General features: G+C 63.7%; 19 protein-coding genes. 11 read left to right on the top strand and 8 right to left on the bottom strand.

The window, feature by feature from the left end:
• Window positions 1–76: 76 nt before the first annotated feature.
• The 5 genes from HAP47_RS25510 to HAP47_RS25490 are packed head-to-tail and all read left to right on the top strand — an operon-like array spanning window position 77 to window position 5,691.
• A complete protein-coding gene (locus tag HAP47_RS25510) occupies window positions 77–2,659 on the top strand; it encodes a TonB-dependent receptor (RefSeq protein WP_173642237.1) in 2,583 nt (860 codons plus the stop codon).
• Between the two features lie 20 nt (window positions 2,660–2,679).
• Window positions 2,680–3,369: a Fe2+-dependent dioxygenase gene (locus HAP47_RS25505; protein WP_173642238.1), complete on the top strand. Its 690-nt coding sequence runs from the start codon at window positions 2,680–2,682 to the stop codon at window positions 3,367–3,369.
• 3 nt (window positions 3,370–3,372) lie between these two features.
• Window positions 3,373–4,416 carry a tonB-system energizer ExbB gene (exbB, locus tag HAP47_RS25500; RefSeq protein ID WP_173642239.1) on the top strand — a complete coding sequence of 348 codons (1,044 nt, stop codon included), beginning with the start codon at window positions 3,373–3,375 and terminating at the stop codon, window positions 4,414–4,416.
• 3 nt (window positions 4,417–4,419) lie between these two features.
• Window positions 4,420–4,884 (top strand): TonB system transport protein ExbD, encoded by a 465-nt coding sequence (gene exbD / locus HAP47_RS25495; RefSeq protein ID WP_173642240.1) that lies wholly within the window; start codon window positions 4,420–4,422, stop codon window positions 4,882–4,884.
• Between the two features lie 12 nt (window positions 4,885–4,896).
• Window positions 4,897–5,691: an energy transducer TonB family protein gene (locus HAP47_RS25490; protein ID WP_173642241.1), complete on the top strand. Its 795-nt coding sequence runs from the start codon at window positions 4,897–4,899 to the stop codon at window positions 5,689–5,691.
• A gap of 170 nt (window positions 5,692–5,861) precedes the next feature.
• Here the strand turns inward: HAP47_RS25490 and HAP47_RS25485 are convergent, their stop codons facing one another.
• A complete protein-coding gene (locus HAP47_RS25485) occupies window positions 5,862–7,097 on the bottom strand; it encodes an ABC transporter substrate-binding protein (RefSeq protein ID WP_173642242.1) in 1,236 nt (411 codons plus the stop codon).
• A 251-nt stretch (window positions 7,098–7,348) separates the two neighbouring features.
• Between HAP47_RS25485 and HAP47_RS25480 the strand changes: the two genes are divergently transcribed.
• A complete protein-coding gene (locus HAP47_RS25480; RefSeq protein ID WP_173642243.1) occupies window positions 7,349–8,833 on the top strand; it encodes an ArnT family glycosyltransferase in 1,485 nt (494 codons plus the stop codon).
• Here HAP47_RS25480 and HAP47_RS25475 read toward each other — a convergent pair.
• The 3 genes from HAP47_RS25475 to HAP47_RS25465 form a co-directional block, all read right to left on the bottom strand.
• Window positions 8,830–9,258 (bottom strand): hypothetical protein, encoded by a 429-nt coding sequence (locus HAP47_RS25475; RefSeq protein WP_231168366.1) that lies wholly within the window; start codon window positions 9,256–9,258, stop codon window positions 8,830–8,832. The genes HAP47_RS25480 and HAP47_RS25475 overlap by 4 nt on opposite strands.
• An 80-nt stretch (window positions 9,259–9,338) precedes the next feature.
• Window positions 9,339–10,019, bottom strand: coding sequence for a site-2 protease family protein (locus tag HAP47_RS25470; protein ID WP_173642244.1), 681 nt, complete (start codon window positions 10,017–10,019; stop codon window positions 9,339–9,341).
• A gap of 84 nt (window positions 10,020–10,103) precedes the next feature.
• A complete protein-coding gene (locus HAP47_RS25465; protein ID WP_173642245.1) occupies window positions 10,104–11,006 on the bottom strand; it encodes a DMT family transporter in 903 nt (300 codons plus the stop codon).
• Between the two features lie 96 nt (window positions 11,007–11,102).
• On the opposite strand from HAP47_RS25465, the gene HAP47_RS25460 reads away from it, so the two are divergent.
• Complete coding sequence (locus HAP47_RS25460; protein ID WP_173642246.1) at window positions 11,103–11,972, top strand: LysR substrate-binding domain-containing protein; 870 nt, start codon at window positions 11,103–11,105, stop codon at window positions 11,970–11,972.
• Here HAP47_RS25460 and HAP47_RS25455 read toward each other — a convergent pair.
• The 4 genes from HAP47_RS25455 to HAP47_RS25440 all read right to left on the bottom strand — a co-directional run bounded on the left by HAP47_RS25455 (window position 11,969) and on the right by HAP47_RS25440 (window position 16,678).
• On the bottom strand, window positions 11,969–12,715 hold the full coding sequence (locus HAP47_RS25455; protein WP_173642247.1) for an SDR family NAD(P)-dependent oxidoreductase: 747 nt from the start codon (window positions 12,713–12,715) through the stop codon (window positions 11,969–11,971). The two genes, HAP47_RS25460 and HAP47_RS25455, sit on opposite strands and share 4 nt — an antisense overlap.
• A gap of 25 nt (window positions 12,716–12,740) precedes the next feature.
• On the bottom strand, window positions 12,741–13,472 hold the full coding sequence (locus HAP47_RS25450) for an SDR family oxidoreductase (RefSeq protein WP_173642248.1): 732 nt from the start codon (window positions 13,470–13,472) through the stop codon (window positions 12,741–12,743).
• Window positions 13,473–13,597: 125 nt separating this feature from the next.
• Window positions 13,598–15,436, bottom strand: a complete 1,839-nt coding sequence (locus HAP47_RS25445) for an IlvD/Edd family dehydratase (protein ID WP_173642249.1) — start codon at window positions 15,434–15,436, stop codon at window positions 13,598–13,600.
• 213 nt (window positions 15,437–15,649) lie between these two features.
• Window positions 15,650–16,678, bottom strand: a complete 1,029-nt coding sequence (locus HAP47_RS25440) for a LacI family DNA-binding transcriptional regulator (protein ID WP_173642250.1) — start codon at window positions 16,676–16,678, stop codon at window positions 15,650–15,652.
• Between the two features lie 206 nt (window positions 16,679–16,884).
• On the opposite strand from HAP47_RS25440, the gene HAP47_RS25435 reads away from it, so the two are divergent.
• The 4 genes from HAP47_RS25435 (at window position 16,885) to HAP47_RS25420 (ending at window position 21,337) form a co-directional block, all read left to right on the top strand.
• Window positions 16,885–17,952 carry an ABC transporter ATP-binding protein gene (locus HAP47_RS25435; protein ID WP_173642251.1) on the top strand — a complete coding sequence of 356 codons (1,068 nt, stop codon included), beginning with the start codon at window positions 16,885–16,887 and terminating at the stop codon, window positions 17,950–17,952.
• Window positions 17,953–18,055: 103 nt separating this feature from the next.
• Window positions 18,056–19,378: an ABC transporter substrate-binding protein gene (locus HAP47_RS25430; protein WP_173642252.1), complete on the top strand. Its 1,323-nt coding sequence runs from the start codon at window positions 18,056–18,058 to the stop codon at window positions 19,376–19,378.
• 98 nt (window positions 19,379–19,476) lie between these two features.
• Window positions 19,477–20,436, top strand: a complete 960-nt coding sequence (locus tag HAP47_RS25425; protein ID WP_173642253.1) for a carbohydrate ABC transporter permease — start codon at window positions 19,477–19,479, stop codon at window positions 20,434–20,436.
• On the top strand, window positions 20,429–21,337 hold the full coding sequence (locus tag HAP47_RS25420) for a carbohydrate ABC transporter permease (RefSeq protein WP_173642254.1): 909 nt from the start codon (window positions 20,429–20,431) through the stop codon (window positions 21,335–21,337). Before HAP47_RS25425 ends, HAP47_RS25420 begins: the two co-directional genes overlap by 8 nt.
• Window positions 21,338–21,347: the final 10 nt, after the last annotated feature.

The raw sequence follows: 21,347 nt of genomic DNA, 5'->3' as shown, positions 1-21,347 counted from the left end.
GCGCTCGATAACCGAAAGAGACAGTTCGTCGCACGGTGAATTCGCGAACGGACTCGCTTTTTGGGGCGTGCATGAAATGAGCAATGTGAAGGCGCCGAGATCGCTGCGCTTCGATGCGGCGATCGGTTCGGCTGATGATACCAGTTATTCCGCCACGAAAGTCTCCGCTGTCGCGAGCCTGATCGCGGTGGCGTCGTTTTCGGGAGCTGAGGCGCAACAGCAATCCAGCCTGCCGCCGGTGAATGTGGATGCTCCGGTCGCGCGCCCGCGGCATGTCGCGTCAAAGCCCACGTCGGACCAGGTCCGCGCCCGCAACGCACTGCGCCGCGCCGCGCGCCGCAGCAATCAGCAGGCCCAGCAGGCGCCGGTGCCGTTTCCCAACGCCGGCGGTCTTCCCGCTGACCGCGACCGCTACGCCGATCCGGCCGCGCCGTACAAGGGCGACCGTTTGCAGGCATCGGGAAAGTATCCCGAGCCGATCCTGAACACGCCGAAGTCGGTCACGGTGCTGACCAAGGACGTGCTCGAAGACAAGAACGCCACCTCGCTGAAATCGGCGATCCTGTCGACGGCCGGCGTCACGCTCGGCACGGGCGAGGGCGGCAACGCGTTCGGCGACCGCTTCTTCATCCGCGGCTTCGACGCGCGCAACGACATCTTCATCGACGGAGTCCGCGATGCCGGCGTCAGCGTCCGCGAGAACTTCTTCACCGAGCAGGTCGAGATCCTGCGCGGCCCGGGCTCGTCCTTCGCAGGCCGCGGCACCACCGGCGGCGCGATCAACATCGTCACCAAGCAGGCGACGACGGAGAACAGCTTCTACAACATGGACACCTCGTTCGGCACCGATCGCACCAAGCGGGTGACGCTCGACGTCAACCAAGTGATCAGCCCGACCCTGGCGATCCGCGCCGGCGGCCTGTTCCAGGATGCCGGCGTCGCCGGACGCGACAACACCACCGATGATCGTAGCGGGGCCTTCGTCGCAGCAAAGTGGACGCCGATCGACGCGGTAAAGATCACTGGCGATTACGTGCACACCGATCTCCATGGCATACCGGATTTCGGCGTTCCCTACTACCGGCCGGGTTCGCCGGCTCCGGGAAATATCTTCACCAGTACTGCCGGTGGCCCTTTCCCGCAATTCGGCTCTCCCGCCAATAATTTCTACGGTCTGGTCAATCGCGACTTCTTCAAGGTTCAGCAGGATATCGGAACGGTCAGCACCGAAGTCCACGTCACGCCGGACCTCGTACTCACCGACAAGTTCCGCGCCTCGCGCGCGATGAACAACTACATCGGGACAATTGCCGAGTCGCCGGTCATTGCGACGCCGCTCTCGGCTTCGACGATCACGATGAATCCGCAGAGCCGCTATCAGATCACTGACGTGGTCGCGAACCAGAGCGAGGCGACCTACAAGTTCGACACCGGCGGCTTCAAGCACACGGCGGTCGGCGGCGTCGAGATCTCGCGGGAGACCTCGTATATCGACAAATACACCGGCCTGAGCTCGGAGCTGACGACCGGCACGCCGTTCAACGGCGCCGGCTCGATTTCCGGCGTCAACGTGTTTGCGCCGCAATACACCTACACGCCGTTCACGTCGACGCCAACGTTGAGCGGCCTGCCGACGAACCTCGCTATCGACACTGCGAGCGTCTATCTGCTCGACAGCGTCAACTACAACGACCTCGTCATTCTCAATGGTGGCATCCGCTACGACGACTACTCGATCAAGACCAGCGGATACGGCACCGTGGCCGGCGCAACGGTCTTCGGTGCACAGAACGCCGAGTTCGGCATGCCCAACTTCAACCTCGGCCTGACGCTGAAGCCCGCACCGAACGGCAGCGTCTACGCCGCATACGCGACGTCGTCGAACCCGGTCGGTGCCGAATTCGATGGCACCAGCACAGCATATGGCGGTCTGTCGCCTGTCCTCAACGGCAATTCGAACCAGATCTTCGGGCCGGAAAAGAACCAGGCGATCGAAGTCGGCACCAAGTGGGAGCTGTTTGACCGGCATCTGCTGGTGACGGCGGCGCTGTTCCAGACCAACAAGGAAAACGCGCGCGAGTCGCAGAACATCACGCCGACAACCGGCACCGCGACCTGTCCCTATCCAATCACCAGCCCGCAGATCACTAGCTCCGTCTCGTGCATCACCGCTGGTGCTGCCTATTGGGTTCGCGGCATCGATCTTGGCGTTGGTGGCAAGATCACCGACAAGTGGAGCGTGTTCGGCGGCCTGGTGCTGATGCAGTCGCAGGTGACGAAGTCGAATGCGCCTTCGCCGCAGCCTCTGCTCTACCCGACCAATGTCGGGCTGCCGCTCGCCAACATCGCGCATCAGTCGTTCAGCATGCTGACGAAGTACCAGCTCACCGACATGTGGGAGCTTGGCGGGCAGGCGGTCTACCGCTCGAAGATCTATGGCGGCACCTTGCTCGCGGCCAACCAGGGGACGTCGCTTCCGAGCTATTGGCGCTTCGACGCCTTTGCCGAAGCGAAGGTCGACAAGCATTGGACCGTGAAGCTGTTCGTCAACAACATCTTCGACAAACGCTACTACGATGCGCTCTACCAGAGTGCGACGCCGTTCGTGCTCGAAGCGCCCGGACGCGCTGCGTATCTGGTTGTGTCTGCGCGTTACTGACGGAGGCTTCGCGGCACAAGATGCTGGTCTGTGTTCCCAACGTATTGAGCAAGGCTGATGTGGCGGACTTCCGCCGCATCATGGACGCCAGCGAATGGGAAGACGGCCGCTCGACCGCGGGGGCTGCTTCGGCGATGGTCAAGCGCAACGAGCAGCTGCCGCCCGACAGCGAGGTCGCGCGGCAGCTCGGCAACCGGATCCTGTCGGCGTTGTCGGCAAGCCCGCGCTTCATCTCGGCGGCGATCCCGCTTCAAATCTTTCCACCCTTGTTCAACCGCTACGCCGCAAGCGACGGGCACCATTTCGGCCTGCATGTCGATAATGCGGTGCGGGGCGACAAAAGGACAGGCTTGCGGATCCGCACCGACCTCTCGGTCACGCTGTTTTTATCGGAGCCGGAGGAGTACGATGGCGGCGAGCTCGTCATCGAAGACCTCTATGGATCGCATGAAATCAAGCTGCCGGCAGGCGATCTCGTACTTTATCCTGCGTCCAGCTTGCATCTGGTCACGCCGGTCACGCGGGGGACCCGGGTAGCGTCTTTTTTCTGGCTGCAGAGCATGGTACGGGATGCCCACGCGCGCAGCCTGATCTTTGATCTCGATACTGCGATCCAGGCTCTGGTGGAGCGGCTGGGCCGCGATGACCCTGAAACGGTCAAATTGACCGGGATTTATCACAACCTGATCCGCCACTGGGCTGAAGTGTAACTGATGATGACATTCAAGTTCCCCGCTGCGTCCGCCCTGATCGCCTCGCTGGCGATGCTGATGCTGGCTGCGCCGTCTTCGGCGCAGCAGCAAACCGCGCCTGCCGCGCAGCCCGCGCCCGTAACCCGGGCCCAGTCCGCACCTGCGGCACAGCCGCCGGCCGCCACTCCTGCTGCGACTGTCCAGACCGCGCCGGTGGCCCAGCCGTCGCCAGCAGCGGCGCAGGCCCAGGCCGCGCCGGCACCTGTCGCGCCGGCTCCGGCACTGACGGCGCTCAATGCGTCGCCGGCCGCGCCCGCGAACGGCGACGGCAAGGCGCTGAAGTCGACCAGCACTGGCCTGCACGAATTGTCGCCGTGGAACATGTTCCTGAACGCCGACATCATCGTGAAGGCGGTGATGCTCGGTCTCGCCTTCGCCTCGCTGGTGACCTGGACCGTGTTCATCGCCAAGATGGTCGAGCTGACCGTGGCGCAGAGCAAGCTGCGCGGCGCGCTCGCCAAGATCGCTGAATCGCGGTCGCTGGCGGAAGCGCAATTCGCACTCGGCGCCAAGGGCAGCGTGCTGTCGTCGTTCGTTGCGGCTGCGATGCGCGAGGGACGACTGTCGGCGGGCATCTCCAGCGATGCCGGCATCAAGGAGCGCGCCGCGTCCAGCTTTGCCGAGATCGTGCGCGCCGAAGCCCGCAAGATCCGCGTCGGCATGGGCCTGCTCGCGACCATCGGCGCGACGTCACCCTTCGTCGGCCTGTTCGGCACCGTCTGGGGCATCATGAACAGCTTCATCGGCATTTCGAAGTCGCAGACGACGAACCTTGCCGTGGTGGCGCCGGGCATCGCGGAAGCGCTGCTCGCAACCGCGATCGGCCTCGTCGCGGCGATCCCCGCCGTCATCATCTACAACCATTTCTCGCGCGTCACGAAGGTCTATCTCGAGCTCGTCAACCGCGCCTCGGGCGCTGCGGGACGGCTCCTGTCGCGCGATCTCGATCGCACCCATGGCGACGTTCCGCGCACCGCGCATCCGCGCGCCGCGGCGGCGGAGTAGGCGATGGCAGTCTCGATCTCCGAGAACGATGGCGACGACGATTTCGCGGAATCCCACGAGATCAACGTCACGCCGTTCATCGACGTGATGCTGGTGCTGCTGATCATCTTCATGGTGGCGGCGCCGCTCTCGACCGTCGATTTGCCGATCGATCTGCCGACCTCCAGCGCGACGCCGCAGAAGAAGCCGGACAAGCCGACCTATCTCAGTATCAAGCCCGACCTGACGCTGGCGATCGGCGAGAACGCGGTGAAGCGGGCCGACCTGGTCAATTCGCTCGATGCGGTGCCTGACATGAGCAGGGACAAATACGTGTTCCTGCGGGCCGATCGCATGGTGCCCTATGGCGAACTGATGGGCGTGATGGAACTGTTGCGCTCCGGCGGCTACACGCATGTCAAGCTGGTTGCGCTCGAGGGCTTGCCTGGAACGCCGGCGGCGGCGCAGGGCGAGCCGGCCAAACCTTGACGGCGAACAGCGATGTCCACCAACCCCGATCTTGATCTGCGGGCGTCGAAGCGGCTCTGGGTGATCGCCGCGGTGACGGCCGTCGGGCTGCATCTGGGCGGCGCGGCGCTGGCGCTGACGAATTTGCGCGGCGACGACGGTGACGAGGGGCTCGGTGCCGCCGGCGCGGAGTACGCGGTCGAGCTCGCCTCTGCCAGCGAGGAGGATGACCCGGCGCCGCCTGGTCCGCCGGACCAGGCGCAGGAAGCTACGCCGGAGATGACGCAGCAGAAGGCCGAAGTGAAGGAAACGGACCTTCCTCAGGCCAAGCCGACTGAAATCGAGGAGGCCGATCGCCTCGTCACGGAAGACAACAGCAAGAAGCCGAAGGAGGAGGAGGCTCAGGTCGCCAAGGTTCAAACCGAGACGCAGGAGCCCTCCGAGCAACACGAAGACCGTTCGCCGACCAAGCTCGAGGACGCGCGTCAGTCGGAGACGACGAAGGCGCCCAATCCCGGCATCGGCAAGGACAAGCTCGCGCTGACCGCCAAATGGGGCAAGAAGATCAGCGCCTATCTCGACCTGCACAAGAAATTCCCGGAGAACGGCAAGGCCAAGGAGGGCAAGGTGAAGCTCGCCCTTGTGCTCAATCGTCTAGGCAAGGTCTTGTCGGTTGCCGTGATGGAAACGTCGGGAGACGCCGCGTTCGACGACGCCGCGGTCTCGATGGTTCACCGTTCCGATCCGGTGCCCGCGCCGCCGGCCGGGCTGACCGAAGACCAGTTCTCCTTCACGCTTCCCGTTACGTTCAACAAGCCGAAGAAGTAGCAACGAGGGTCAAGCGACGGGCAAGCAGAAGTCGCCGTCATTCCCCGATGCGCAATTGCGCATCTGAGGGCGCGACGAAGTCGCCGAGCCCGGAATCCATTTCACCATTGACGTGCGTCGCCCAATGGATTCCGGGCTCGCGACTTCGCGAGCCCCGGAATGACGGGTCCTCAGCTCTTCTTCACCAGCGGACAGACGCTCTTTTCGAGTGGCAACCAGGCTTCATCCGCAGGGATGGTGGCCACCAGCTTGTAATAGTCCCACGGATATTTCGACTCCGACGTCTTCTTCACCTCGAACAGATAGGCCGGATGGATCTTGCGGCCGTCGATCCGGATCGAGCCCTTGCCGAACAGCGGATCGTCGGTCGGCATTTCCTTCATCTTGGCGACCACGGCGCGGCCGTCATGCGGATTGCCGCCGAGCGCTTCCAGCGCCTTGAAATAATGGATCAGCGACGAATAGACGCCGGCCTGCACCATGGTCGGCGGGTTCTTCTTGAACCGCTCCATGAAGCGCTTGGTGAAGGCGCGGGTCTGATCGTTCATGTCCCAGTAGAATGTCTCGGTGAAGTTCAGGCCCTGCGCGACGTTGAGGCCGAGCGCGTTGATGTCGGTAATGAACAGCAGCATGCCCGCGAGCCGCTGGCCGCCCGAGACGATGCCGAATTCGGCAGCCTGCTTGATCGCGTTGGTGGTGTCGCCGCCGGCATTGGCGAGACCGACGATCTTGGCCTTCGAGCTTTGCGCCTGCAGCAAGAAGGACGAGAAGTCGGCGTTGTTGAGCGGGTGCTTGACGCTGCCAAGCACCTTGCCGCCATTCGCTGTGACCACGTTCGAGGTGTCGCGCTCGAGCGCCTGGCCGAACGCATAGTCGGCGGTGAGGAAGAACCAGGTGTCGCCGCCGGATTTCACCAGCGCCTTGCCGGTGCCGTTGGCTAGCATGTAGGTGTCGTAGACCCAGTGCACCGTGTTCGGCGAGCACTGCGCGCCGGTGAGGTCGGACGAGGCGGAGCCCGAGTTCAAGTTGACGACGTTCTTCTCCTTGGCGAGGTTGGCGATCGCGAGCCCGACATTGGAGGCCGCGAGATCGACGAACACGTCGACCTTCTCGACATCGATCCACTGCTTGCCGATGTTGACCGCGACGTCGGGCTTGTTCTGGTGATCGGCCGAGATCAGGTCGATCTTCCAGCCCTTGGCCAGCAGCCCGGAATCCTCGATCGCCATCTGCGCCGCCACCGTCGAGCCGGGACCGCCGATGTCCTGATAGAGACCGGACTGGTCGCCGAGCGCGCCGACCTTGGCGACCTTGTCCATCGTCTGCGCCGACGCGCTGCCGGCGAACGCGAGGCTCGCGGTCATGACCAGGGCTGTCCTGACCGAGGCTGCAATGGAACGCTTCATCTTTCCTCCAGTATGATTTCTTGTTTTGAGCCTCGCATTATGCCCGGCGTCGATGGCGTCGCCTAGAGCGAGCGACGCGGTGGGGCGCGTCAATATTCCATCTTGCGGCGAATTAACTAGGCCAACGGCGATCAGTCACTATGCTTGCGCATGCGAGGGGCGCCTGCATGAATGCGATCGGATCAATCTCCACGACGAGCGCGCGGGCATCTCGGTTCGATTCGCTCCGGGCTGAGGTCAGGCGCCAGCCCGTGGTGTGGGTCACCGCGCTGCTGGTTGCGATCGTGCACGTCGCCACCGCAGGCCGTTACGATGCGCAACGCAACGAGCTCTATTTCCTCGCCTGCGGCTGGCATCCGGATTTCGGCTATGTCGATCAGCCGCCGCTGGTGCCGCTGATCGCCGCGGCGACGCAGGTGCTGGGGATCAGCACCTGGATGTTGCGCCTGCCGGCGACGATCGTGGCGGTTGGACTGGTGTTTCTCGCCGCCTCTTTCGTCCGACTGCTCGGGGGCGGGACGCGGGCGGCGGCGTTCGCGGCCGTGGCCGCCGGCATCGCGCCGGGGATTGCCGGGCTCACCTCGCATCTGACGACGTCGACTTTCGAGCCGATCGCCTGGACCGGCGCAGCATTCCTGATGGCGCGCGCGATTTTGCAAGAGCGACGCTCCGACCTGATCTGGATCGGCGTGCTGGCCGGTCTTGCGATGCAGGCCAAATGGGGAATTGCGATCTGGCTGGTTGCGGTTGGCGCCGGCGTGATCGCGACGTCGGCGCGTCGGGTTTTGTTATGGTGGCAGCTCTGGCTCGGGGCCGCGATCGCAGCCGCGCTGTTTGCGCCGAACCTGATCTGGCAATGGTGGCAACACTGGCCGTTCTTCGCGGTGATCCTGCCGCATCTGGAGAGCCAGAAGAATTATACCGGTCCGTTCTGGCTGTTCGAATGGCGTCAGGCGCTTTCGATGAACGTCGCGCTGGCGCCGCTGGTTGCCGCGGGAGTGATCGGGCCTTTCATCGATCGGCGGCTCGCCAGTGCACGCTTTCTGTCGATCGGATTCGTGCTGACGACCGCGTTCTATTTCCTGCAGCGTGGCACCAACTACTATCTGTTCCCGGTTTATCCGAGCATGTTCGTGGTCGGCGCTGTGTTCTGCGAACGCCTCCATGCCTGGATCACGCGTTGCTGGATCGCCGTGGCAGTCGCGGTGAGCGGGGTGTTCGCCCCGATCGCGCTGCCGGTCCTCGCACCCGAAACGCTGCAACGCTACATGCAAGCAACCGGGATCAAGCAGGCGCCGATCGAGGCGGCCGGTGTCGGCGCGCCGCTGACCCAGGGCCTGTCGGACGAATTCGGCTGGCGCGAACTCGAGCAGAAGGTCGCCAAGGCCTACAAGTCGCTCACGGCAGACGAGCGCACGCGCGTCGCCATTGTGGCCGCCAATTACGGACAGGCCTCGGCGATCGACGTCTACGGCAAGGCCGACGGCTTGCCGCCCGCGATCAGCGGCCACAACCAATATTGGTTGTGGGGGCCGCGCGGTTACAGCGGGTCGCTCGCGATCCATGTCGGCGGCGATCCAGAGCGTTGGCAGCGTGCCTGCCAGTCGCTCGAGATTGTCGACAGGACCGACAACGCGTTTGCGATGCCCTATGAAAACAACCGGCCGATCTTCATCTGCCGTGGTTTGCGCGTGCCGCTCACCCAGATATGGGACAAATTGAAGCGGTATCGCTAGCGCCAGTAGTAGCGGATCGCGACGTAGACCACGACGAGGCAGGCGAAGATCAGCGCCACCGGCATCGGACGCTTGGCGTTCGGGGCCGAGGTGGCCGCCTTCTTGGCGGGCAGGCGGCGGAAGGCGGTGACGTTGCCGGTATCGGCGGCTGGTTCGCGCGAGCGCGCCGGAACCTCGGGTGCCTTGCCGGCGCCGCCCATCTCCGCATAGTAGGTGCGATACATCTCCTGGATCGTCGCCTCGCTGGCCTCGGCGTCGCTCATCTGGTCCGTGAGCTTCTTGTAGATGGCCAGGAAATTCTGCGCTTCCGGCGGCAGGGCGGAGGCGCCGTTCAGCTTCGCCATCATCTTCCAGGTTGCAAAGTCAGCCCGCGCGCGGGTGTCGGCGCGTCGTGCAATCAGCATATCGGCAGCTTTGATCACCATGGCTTCGAAGCGTCCCTGTCCCTTTGCATGATCCGGAAAGTGGCATCGATTTCCGGTCGGATTATGCGCCAGATCAAAAGCTATGTGTTTCCGGTAATGAGGAGAAGGGCGTTGATTACATAGCCGGTCAGAGTTCGCAGTATCGTTGAAATAACATCAAGATTTAGGCCGATTTGCCGGCCGATCACGGGCAGCAGGATCAACAGCCCGATCAGGATCAGCATGCCGTAGGGCTCCAGCCGGGCGAGCGGGATCGCCAGCGGCCGCGGCAGCAGCCCGACCGCGACCCGGCCGCCATCCAGCGGCGGGATCGGCATCATGTTGAAGATCGCAAGCACGATGTTGATCTGGAAGGCGTTTCTCAGATTGTCCGCGGTCCATTTTGCCGCATCTGCGGGAACCAATGGCAGCACGTGGAATGCCAGCGCCGCCGCGGTCGCCAGGATGATGTTGGTGACCGGTCCGGCCAGCGCCACCCACACCATGTCGAGCTTGGGATGGTTGAGCTTGCGGAAGTTCACCGGCACCGGCTTGGCGTAGCCGAACAGGAACGGCGAATGCGCGAACAGCAGCACCGCGGGCAGGATCAGCGTGCCGAACGGATCGATGTGCTTCAGCGGATTAAAACTAACGCGGCCGAGCTTCCAGGCGGTGTCGTCGCCGAGCCGGTGCGCGACGAAGCCGTGCGCCGCCTCGTGGAACGTGATGGCGATCACCAGCGGCAGCACCCAGACGGAGACGTCGTAGAGGGAAATGTTCAATGGAGGGCCGCCTCGGGTTCGCTTGGACCGGACCCTCAGGCTAGCACGGATTCGCTGGCGGCTTTGCGGGTGCGTGGCCGCAGGTCAGTGCGTGTCCGGCGCGACCGCGCGTCCCTGTTGCGGCTGGGTGGTCGCGATCCAGATTCCGGCGAACACCGTGACGATGCCGGCCATCAGATTCCAGCTCAGCGGCTCGCCGAGCAGGGCCGCGCCGATCAGCGAGGCTGCGATCGGATTGACGGTGACCGAGATCGCCACCCGGGTCGGCGTCGTCCGCTCCAGCGCGAAGGCCCAGAGATAGAAGGTGAGCGCTGCGCCGAACGCGCCGAGATAGGTCGCGCCGAACCATTGCGTTGCGCCAAGATCCGCGACCGGCGCGAAACTGCCGCGCAGCAGCGAGGCGGTGATGAGAACTGCGGCTCCGGCGGCCATGGCGAGGGTGGTGAAGGGAATCGGGCCGGAGCGGCCGATATAAGGCTTCGACCAGATGCTGTAGAGCGCCATGCACAGCGCGGCCGCGACCATCAGCAGATCGCCCCGCCAGGCGCCTGGCGGGGCCTTGGCGAGGCCGGAGAGCAGCGCCATCGAGACGCCCAGGATCGTCACCAGCACGCCGGTGGTTTTTCGCGCGGTGAGCGGCTCGGCACCAAGCGCCGCGCCGACCAGCATGGTCAGCAGCGGCAGCGTCGAGAGCGCTAGCGCACCGCGGGCGGCGGTGGTGAAGATCAGCGAGGCGTTGAACAGGACCGGAAACGCCGCAAAGAACAAGAGGCCGAGGCCGGTGACACCAGGCCAGTCGCGCCGCGGCGGCCAGCTTCCACGTTGCAACAGCGCCAGCGGCAGCAGCAGCAGGACGCCGATGCCGAAGCGGAACGCGCCGATCGCCAGTGGGTCTATGGCGCCGACCAGGAACCGGGTCGCCCCGATCGAGGTTCCGCCGAGCGCGCTCGACGCGACCGCGGCCAACACCCCCCAGATCTCGCCCATCCCGCTTCGCCGCCCCTCTGTTTTGCTTGCGCAATCTAGGGAAGCGCCGATAATCAGTGAATGGAATAAATTTGATCAACTAAATCACGGATTGTGATGAGTATCCCCGTCCTGGACCCGGATCTCCTTCAGGCCTTTGTCGCGGTGGCGGATCATCGCTCATTCACCCGCGCCGCCGCGGAGCTGAACCGGACCCAATCGGCCGTCAGCATGCAGGTGAAGCGGCTGGAGGAGCGGCTGCAGGCCGAGCTGTTTCACCGCAGCACGTCCAGTGTCGATCTGAGTGCGGCCGGCGAGGGGCTGCTCGGTTACGCCCGCCGCATTCTGAGCCTCAATGCGGAGGCGGTGGGCCGGGTGCGCGCGCATGGCACCGGTGGGCGGGTGCGCCTTGGCGTGATGGACGATTACGGGACGCTGATCGTCCCGCCGCTGCTCAGGGAGTTCATCGCCAACTATCCGCTGATCCATGTCGAGATGGAGACCGGGCTGACATCGTCGATGACGGACCGGCTCGGCGAAGCCTTTGACCTCGTGATCGCGATGCACCCCGAGGGGCGCGGCGAGGGTGAGTTGCTGCGCACCGAGCAGGCAGTGTGGGCCGCCAGCGCCACGCATCGTGTCGAGGAGCTCGACCCGCTGCCGGTCGCGCTCTATCCGCAGGGCTGTCTGTTTAGGAGCTGGGCGATGCAGGCGCTGGACGAAGCGAGCCGGCCGTGGCGGCTCGCCTTCGTCAGCCACAGCCTGTCCGCGGTCGAGGCGATCGCGGCGCAGGGTCTTGCCGTGACGGTCGTGAAGTCAGGGACCTTTCCGCCGACGTTGCGGCGCCTGACCGCGCGCGACGGCATGCCGCGGCTGCCGCGCGCAGAGATCCGTCTGCATCGCGCGCCCAACCTCGCGCGCGCGGCGTCATTGCTCGCCGATCATCTTGTCACGGCGCTTCGGCAGCCAGCGAGGCGAGCGAGTTAGTACGTCGCCCGGCCGCCGGAGATGTCGAACACCGCGCCGGTGGAGAACGCGCAATCTTCTGACGCCAGCCACGCCACCATGGCGGCGAGCTCCTCGACCTGCACGAAGCGGGCTTTCGGAATCTTCGACAGCATGAAGTCGATGTGCGCTTGCGTCATCTGGTCGAAGATCGCGGTCTTTGCCGCGGCCGGCGTCACCGCGTTGACCAGGATGTCGTGCTGCGCGAGCTCCTTGCCGAGCGATTTGGTCAGCGCGATCAGGCCGGCTTTCGACGACGAATAATGCGCGGCGTTCGGATTGCCTTCCTTGCCGGCGACCGAGGCGATGTTGACGATGCGGCCGTATTTCTGGCCGATCATGGTCGGCACGATCGCCTTGCAGCAGATGAAGGGACCCTCGAGATTGATGCGCATCACCCTGCGCCAATCGTCGAGATCGGTCTCCCATACCGGCTTGTTGGCTCCGGTGATGCCGGCGTTGTTGACGAGAATGTCGATCTTGCCGAACGCCCGCAGCGTCTGATCGCGCGCGGCGTCGACCGCGGCGGGATCGGTGACGTCAGTCTTGATTGCGATCACGTTCTCGCCGATCGCCCTGGCGGTCTTCTCTGCCAGCGGCTGGTCGAAATCCCAGATCGCGACCCTGGCGCCGGATGCGACAAAGCGCTCGGTGATGGCGCGGCCGAACCCTTGCGCGCCGCCGGTGACGACCGCGCAGCGGCCGTTGAGATCGATCTTGTTCATGCTGAATGCCTTTGATCGCGTTGTGTCAGAGCATGAAGCCGCCGTCGACGACCATGTCGACACCGGTGGTGAATGCAGCTTCGTCGCTTGCCAGATAGACGGCCATCGCCGCGATCTCCTCGGCGGTGCCAAGCCGGCCCATCTTCTGGCGCGCGACGAACTTCTCGCGTCCGTCCGGGCCCGCGGCAGCTGCGCGCTCCAGCATCGACGGCGTCTCAACGGTGCCGGGGCAGATCGCGTTGCAGCGGATGCCCTGGGTGATGAAGTCCAGCGCGACCGCGCGCGTCAGCAGCGAGACCGCCGCCTTCGACGCGCTGTAGACATAGCGGTTGGCCGGCGGCCGCAACGCCGCGCAGGACGAAATGTTGACGATGCTGCCGCCGCCGCCTTCCAGCATCGCCGGCAGAAACGCCTTGATGGTCCGGTGCATGGACTTGACGTTGAGATCGAACGAGAAGTCGAAGTCTTCGTCCGAGCACTCCAGGATGGTGCCATGGTGCACGAAGCCCGCCGCATTGAGCAGGATGTCGATCTTTCCGACGCGCTTGGCGAAGCCGTTGACCTCGGCAGTGTTGCGAACGTCGAGCCGTGCGGTCTCGGCGACGCCTTCCTTGCCCAGGTCGGCGATGCCGCTCTCATTGATGTCGGTGGCGATCACGGTCGCGCCTTCACGCGCGAATGCGATCGCGCATGCGCGCCCGATGCCCGCCGCCGCGGCGGTGACAACGGCGCGCTTTCCCTTCAGTCGATTGGACATTCATATCTCCCAGAGTTCGTTTTGATTCTTGTTTCGTCATTGCGAGCGAAGCGAAGCAATCCATTCCTCCGCTGAGGGGCTATGGATTGCTTTGTCGCTGCGCTCCTCGCAATGACGTCGAAGCTTTAGTGATTGTCCCGCGCCACGCCGACCTTGCCGGCGATGTCGTGGTAGCGCGTCGCGAGCTCGAGGCAGGCGCCGGTCGCGTGCTGACCGACGGTTTGCCGGTAGAGCTCCTGCCATGGCGTCTGGTTGGCCGGGTGCGGGAAGCCGCCCTTGGCCTTCAGCTCGGCGCGGCGGGTGCGCAGTTCATCCTCCGAGATCATGATGTTGGCGCTGCCCTTGTTGAGGTCGATGCGCACCTTGTCGCCGGTCTTCAGGATCGCAAGCCCGCCATCGGCGGCGGCCTCCGGCGAGGCGTTGAGGATCGACGGCGAGCCCGAGGTACCGGACTGCCGGCCGTCGCCGATGCAGGGCAAGGACAGGATGCCGCGTTTGATCAGCGCCGCCGGCGGCTGCATGTTCACGACCTCGGCGCCGCCGGGATAGCCGATCGGGCCGGTGCCGCGGACGAACAGCACGCAGTGCTCGTCGATGTTGAGCGCGGGATCCTCGATCCGCGCGTGATAATCCTCCGGGCCTTCGAACACGATGGCGCGGCCCTCGAAGGCGTTGAGGTCCTTCGGGTTGGACAGATAGCGGTCGCGGAATTCCTTCGAGATCACGCTGGTCTTCATGATCGCGGAATCAAAGAGATTGCCGCGCAAGACCAGGAAGCCGGCGTCCTTCACCAGCGGCTTGTCGTAGCCCCAGATCACGTCGCCGTCGGGCGTCGGCGCTTCCTTGCAGTTCTCGCCCATGGTGCGGCCGTTGACGGTCAGGGCGCCTTCATGGATGCGCTTGTGCTTGATCAGCTCGCGCACCACCGAGGGCACGCCACCGGCGCGGTGGTATTCCTCGCCGAGATAGAAGCCGGCCGGCTGCATGTTCACCAGCAGCGGCACGTCATGGCCGTATTTCTGCCAGTCGTCGATCGACAGTTCGACGCCGACATGGCGCGCCAGCGCATTGATGTGGATCGGCGCATTGGTCGAGCCGCCGATCGCGGAGTTGACGACGATGCAGTTCTCGAACGCCTCGCGGGTCAGGAAGTCCGACGGCTTCAAATCTTCCCAGACCATGTCGACGATGCGTTTTCCGGTCTCGTAGGCGATCTGGCCGCGCTCGCGATAGGGCGCCGGGATCGCCGCGCAGCCCGGCAGCGAGAAGCCGAGCGCCTCCGCGAGCGAGTTCATCGTCGAGGCGGTGCCCATGGTGTTGCAATGGCCGACCGACGGCGCCGAAGAGGCGACGATCTCTATGAACTGCTCATAGTCGATCTCGCCCGCGGCGAGGCGCTCGCGCGCCTTCCACACCACCGTGCCGGAGCCGGTGCGCTGGCCTTCGTGCCAGCCGTTCAGCATCGGGCCGCCCGACAGCACGATCGCCGGCAGGTTGACGGTCGCAGCCGCCATCATGCAAGCCGGGGTGGTCTTGTCGCAGCCGGTGGTCAGCACCACGCCATCAAGCGGATAGCCGAACAGAATCTCTACCAGACCGAGATAGGCGAGGTTGCGGTCGAGCGCCGCGGTCGGGCGCTTGCCGGTCTCCTGGATCGGATGGGTCGGAAACTCCATGGCGATGCCGCCGGCGGCGCGGATGCCCTCGCGGACACGGTGCGCAAGCTCGAGGTGATGCCGGTTGCAGGGCGACAGGTCGTTGCCAGTCTGGGCGATGCCGATGATCGGCTTGCCCGACTGCAATTCCTCGCGGGTCAGGCCGTAGTTCAGGTAGCGCTCGAGATAGAGCGCGGTCATGCCCGGATTGTGTGGGTTGTCGAACCATTCCTGGGAGCGGAGCCTGCGGCTCTTGCCCGTCTTGGTCTCGCCTGCGGCGCTATGCCCGTTGGTGTGGGGTTTTGTCATTGGTTTCTCCCGCAATGCAAACTCTTGATGGGCCCATTCAAGGGCTCTGGTTCAACGTTGTTCTACCTTGCGCAAATCGTCGCGCATTACAAACCTCGACGATCGCGCACAGATGTTTCACTGGATGGATTGGACCTTAGTTCAAGGCACTTGGTTGCGCTATCATTTTGTCATCTTTTGCGTCCCTTGTGACGGGCTGGTGTCGGGCGGATGTCAGCTGCGCCGCGCCGAGCTCTGCCGTTCCATGACACTGAAGCCGAGATCGACGATGGGCTCGGCGGGTCGGCGTCCTTCGAGCGTCTCGATCACCATCATCGCAGCGTTTCTGCCCATTTCGTAGCGATTGGTGCGCACGCTGCTCAGCGTCGGCTCGCTCGACGCCATGAATTCGAGGTCGTTGAAGCCGACGATCGCCATCTGCTCCGGCACCGCCATGTGACGGCGCCTGCATTCGAACAGCGCGCCGAGCGCGAGGTCGTCATTGACGCAGAACACCGCGTCGATGTCAGGCGTCTTGGCGAGCAGGTCGGCAAACAGCGTCCCACCCAATGTCACCGAGGTTGGAATCGCCGTCGTGACAATGAGCTGCGGATCGAACCGCCCGGCCTCGATCATCGCGGCGCGATAGCCGTCGAGCCGCCGCTGCACCCGCGGATCCATTCGCGCGCCCAGGAAGCCGATCCGCCGGTTGCCCTGCGCGAGCAGGTGCGCAATCGCGGCTTTTGCCGCGTCAAAATGCGAGAAACCGATCATCATGTCGATCGGGGAGGGCCCGACCTCCATGATTTGCACGATCGGGCAATCGACCGTCTCCATGATGCGGCGGGAATCGGCGGTCTGGTTGATGCCGGTGATGATCAGCCCGGCCGGCTTCTGTGCCAGAAAAAGACGCAGCAGGCGCTCTTCCTGCAGGATGCTGTAGCGGGTGTTGGCGAGCTGAATGCTGTAGCGGCTGCCGTCGAGCGCGTCATAGATGCCGCGCAGCACGTCGGAGAACACATTGTTGGTCAGCGACGGGATCAGGACACCGATCACCTCGGTGCGCTGCGACGCAAGCGCGCGTGCCGCGAGATTGGGCACGTAACCGAGTTCTTTTGCCGCACTCTCGACCCGTGCGCGTTTGCCGGCCGAGAGCGCTTCCGGATTCCTGAAGAAACGTGAGGCCGTAATCGGGCTGACACCGGCGCGCTTCGCGACCTCCGCGAGCCGGATCTTGCCTGGCGTGATGCGTTTTCGGGCCATTTGCGGCTCATATCACGACCTTCGTCGCAGACAAACCGATATTGACAGCGCTACCAAGCGATTGCTAATCGAGCGATTGCCAAAACCGGATAAACTGCGGACAATAACGTGGGTCCGATAGTGCCGCGCGCCCAGCGCGGCCGGAACAAAACAGAGCGGTGGCGGCACTCGTCGTACGTCGTCGGGAACTTGAGGGAGGGAAGTGGATGTCGTCGGTCCAGATTCGCGACGTGCGGAAGTCGTTCGGCAATTTTGAGGTCCTGCACGGCGTGTCGATCCCGATCGAGGACGGCGAATTCGTCGTTCTGGTCGGTCCCTCCGGCTGCGGCAAGTCGACCCTGCTGCGCATGCTGGCGGGACTTGAGAACATCACCTCCGGAACGATCTCGATCGGCGACCGCGTCGTCAACAATGTCCAGCCCAAAGAGCGCGACATTGCGATGGTGTTCCAGAACTACGCGCTCTACCCGCACATGACGGTCGCCGACAATATGGGCTTCTCGCTCAAGCTGCGCGGCGCCAAGCCCGAGGAGATATCGAGCGGCGTCAAGCGCGCCGCGGAAATCCTCGCGCTGACGCCGCTGCTCGATCGCTATCCCCGCCAGCTCTCGGGCGGCCAGCGCCAGCGCGTCGCAATGGGCCGCGCGATCGTACGCGATCCGCAGGTGTTCCTGTTCGACGAGCCGCTCTCGAACCTCGACGCCAAGCTGCGCGTTGCGATGCGCACCGAGATCAAGGAGCTGCACCAGCGGCTGCGCACCACCACGGTCTACGTCACCCACGACCAGATCGAAGCCATGACCATGGCCGACAAGATCGTCGTGATGCATGACGGCATCGTCGAGCAGATGGGCTCGCCGCTCGAACTCTACGACACGCCGGCGAACCAGTTCGTGGCCGGTTTCATCGGTTCGCCCGCGATGAATTTCCTCAAGGGCAATGTGAAGGTGAACGGTGCCGCCTATTTCGAGGGACCGAACGGCGTCAAGCTGCCGCTGAAATCGGCGCCGGCCAATTCCGACGGCAAGCCCGCGGTATACGGAGTGCGGCCCGAGCATTTCACCATCGCCGATGACGGCGCCGAAGCCGAGATCGTGGTGGTCGAGCCAACCGGCTCGGAGACCCAGGTGTTTGCCAAGCTCGGTGGCGAGCAGGTCGTTGCGGTGTTCCGCGAACGCCATCAGTTCAACCCCGGCGACAAGGTTCGGCTCAAGCCGGATCCGGCACTGGTCCATCTGTTCGACGATGCGACGGGGAAGCGACTGGATAGCTGACCGCCGCGGCCCGCACGCTCGTCAGTGCAGGATTTCGGCCGTAGCGTTCCAGGCGGCAGGGATCATTTCTTAACAACAACCAAAAATCGGGAGAGAATTGCTAATGTCCATCTTCAACACTGACCGCCGTTCGCTGCTCAAGGGCGGCGCCACGATGCTGGCCGCCGCGGCAACGATGTCGAGCGATCAGCTGCTTGGCTATGCCAAGGCCTGGGCCCAGACGTCGCAATGGAAGCCGGAGCCGGGCGCCAAGATCAACCTGCTGCGCTGGAAGCGCTTCGTGGAGGCCGAAGACGTGGCCTTCATGAAGATCGTCGATGCGTTCCAGAAGGCCAACAACGTTACGATCAACGTCTCCAACGAGTCCTACGACGATATCCAGCCGAAAGCGTCGGTCGCGGCCAATACCGGGCAGGGCCTCGACATGGTGTGGGGCCTCTACTCGCTGCCCTTCCTGTTCCCGAGCAAGTGCGTCGATGTGACCGACGTGGCCGATTATCTCGGCAAGAGGTGCGGCGGCTGGGCCGATTCTGGCAAGGCGTATGGCATGCTGAACGGCAAGTGGATCGGAATTCCGGTCGCGGCCACCGGCGGGCTGGTCAATTATCGCGTCGCGGCCATGGAAAAGGCCGGCCACAAGGAGTTCCCGAAGGATCTCGCCGGCTTCGCCGATCTCGTAAAGGGCATGAACAAGAACGGCACCCCGGCCGGCATGGCGCTCGGCCATGCCTCGGGCGATGCCAACGGCTGGCTGCATTGGGCGCTGTGGGCGCATGGCGGCGAGCTGATCGACAAGGACAACAAGGTCGTCGTCAACTCGCCGGAGACCGCGAAGTCGCTCGAGTACGTCAAGGGCCTGTATGACAATTTCGTGCCGGGCACCGCGTCGTGGAACGACAGTTCCAACAACAAGGCGTTCCTTGCGGGGCAGCTTCATCTCACCGTGAACGGCATTTCGATCTACGTCACGGCGAAGAAGGAAAATCCGCAGATCGCCGAAGACATGAATCATGCCCACCTGCCGGCCGGTCTCGATGGCAAGACGCGGGAGCTGCATCTCGGGTTCCCGATCCTGATCTTCAGCTTCTCGAAGTATCCGCAGGCTTGCAAGGCGTTCACGGCCTTCATGCTGGAGCCGGATCAGTTCAATCCGTGGATCGAAGCGGCGCAGGGCTACCTGTCGCACTTCCTGCTCGACTACGACAAGAACCCGGTCTGGACGGCCGACCCGAAGACGACGCCCTATCGGAGCGTGGCTCAGACGGCGTCGACCCCGGCTGGCGAGGCGCAGATGAGTGAAAACGCGGCGGCCGCGATTGCCGACTTCGTCGTGGTAGACATGTTTGCCAACTTCTGCACCGGGCGGGAAGATGTGAAGACCGCGATGGCTTCGGCCGAGCGCGCGGCCAAGCGCATTTTCCGCTGAGCGCTGCTACTGCGCCGGTAATTGCGATTGAAGCAATCGGAGGCGACGCCTGACCCGCATTGGTCAGGTGTCGCCGTCCGGTTTGGAGTTGAGAGCGAATGAGCACTGTCCAGACATCCATGCCGGCGCGAGCTGCCGCGGCGGGCGAGCCGTCGGCCTGGTCGCGGCTCAAGGCAAACCGCAATTGGGCGGCGTTCTGGTTCATGCTGCCGACGGCGGCGTTCCTGATCCTGTTCCTGGCCTATCCGCTCGGCCTCGGCGTCTGGATGAGCTTCACCGACGAGCGCATCGGGCGCGCCGGAGCCTTTATCGGTGTCGAGAACTACCAGTGGCTGTGGGATGACTCGATCTTCTGGCTGTCGGTGTTCAACACCTTGTTCTACACGCTGATCGCAAGCGCCATCAAATTCGCGATCGGGCTCTATCTCGCACTACTTTTGAACAGGCACATGCCGTTCAAGGCGGTGATCCGGTCGATCGTATTGATCCCGTTCATCGTGCCGACCGTGCTGTCGGCCATCGCATTCTGGTGGATCTACGATTCGCAATTTTCGATTATCTCCTGGTCGCTGATCAAACTCGGTTTGATTCACAGCAACATCAACTTTCTCGGCGACACGGATTGGGCGCGGGCGAGCGTGATCTTCGCCAATGTCTGGCGCGGCGTTCCGTTCGTGGCGATCACGCTGTTGGCCGGCCTTCAAACGGTCTCTCCGTCGCTCTATGAAGCCGCCACGCTCGACGGTGCCACCAGCTGGCAGCGCTTTCGCTTCATCACCTATCCGTTGTTGACCCCGATCATCGCCGTCGTGATGACCTTCTCGGTGTTGTTCACTTTTACCGATTTCCAGTTGATCTGGGCGCTGACCCGCGGCGGCCCGGTCAACGCGACCCATCTGATGGCGACGTTGAGCTATCAGCGCGGCATCATCAGCGGGCGGCTGGGCGAGGGCGCCGCAATCGCCACCGCGATGATTCCCTTCCTGGTGGCTGCCATCGCCATCTCCTGGTTCGGAATGCAGCGCCGCAAATGGCAGCAAGGATCGAGCAATGACTGATTCAACCTTGCAGTCGAAGGCCGCGACCACCGGCACCGGTGATGACACGGAGGGCATGAGCTATCTGGAGTCGCTGCCGCGGCGTCTGGTTACCCTTTATTTGCCGCTGTTCATCATTCTCGTGGTGCTGCTGTTCCCGTTCTATTGGATGGTGCTGACGTCCATCAAACCGGACGAACAGCTCATCGACATGGACAAGTTCAACCCGTTCTGGGTGGTTCATCCGACCTTCAAGCACATCAGCAAGCTGCTGTTCGAGACCCAGTATCCGCGCTGGCTCTGGAACACGATGTATGTCGCGGTCGGCGCGACGTTCCTTTCCATCGTCGCCAGCGTGCTGTCGGCCTATGCGATCACGCGGCTGCGCTTCAAGGGCGCGGAGGCCGTCGGCGTTCTGATCTTCTTCGCCTATCTGGTGCCGCCATCGATCCTGTTCATCCCGCTGGCGTCGGTGATCCAGGCCTATGGGTTGTTCGATTCGCCTTTGTCGCTGATCCTGGTCTATCCGACGCTGCTCATCCCGTTCTCGACGTGGCTTCTGATGGGCTATTTCAAGACCATCCCTTATGAGCTCGAGGAGTGCGCGCTGATCGACGGCGCGTCGCGCTGGCAGATCCTGGTCAAGATCATCGTGCCGCTGGCCATCCCCGGCCTGATCTCCGCCTTTATTTTCTCGTTCACTCTGTGCTGGAACGAGTTCATCTATGCGCTGACATTCCTGCAATCGACACCGAACAAGACGGTGCCGGTTGCCATCGTCAACGAATTCGTCGACGGCGATATCTACAAATGGGGATCGCTGATGGCGGGAGCGTTGGTCGGCTCATTGCCGCTGGTCATACTTTACGCCTTCTTCGTTGAGCATTATGTCTCGGCGATGACGGGTGCCGTGAAGGAATAAGCGCGCAAGA

It is taken from the genome of Bradyrhizobium sp. 41S5, assembly GCF_011516665.3.
Classification (GTDB): Bacteria; Pseudomonadota; Alphaproteobacteria; order Rhizobiales; family Xanthobacteraceae; genus Bradyrhizobium; species Bradyrhizobium quebecense.
Note: the sequence above shows the minus strand (reverse complement) of the source record. Positions and strands in the feature narration are given on the sequence as shown.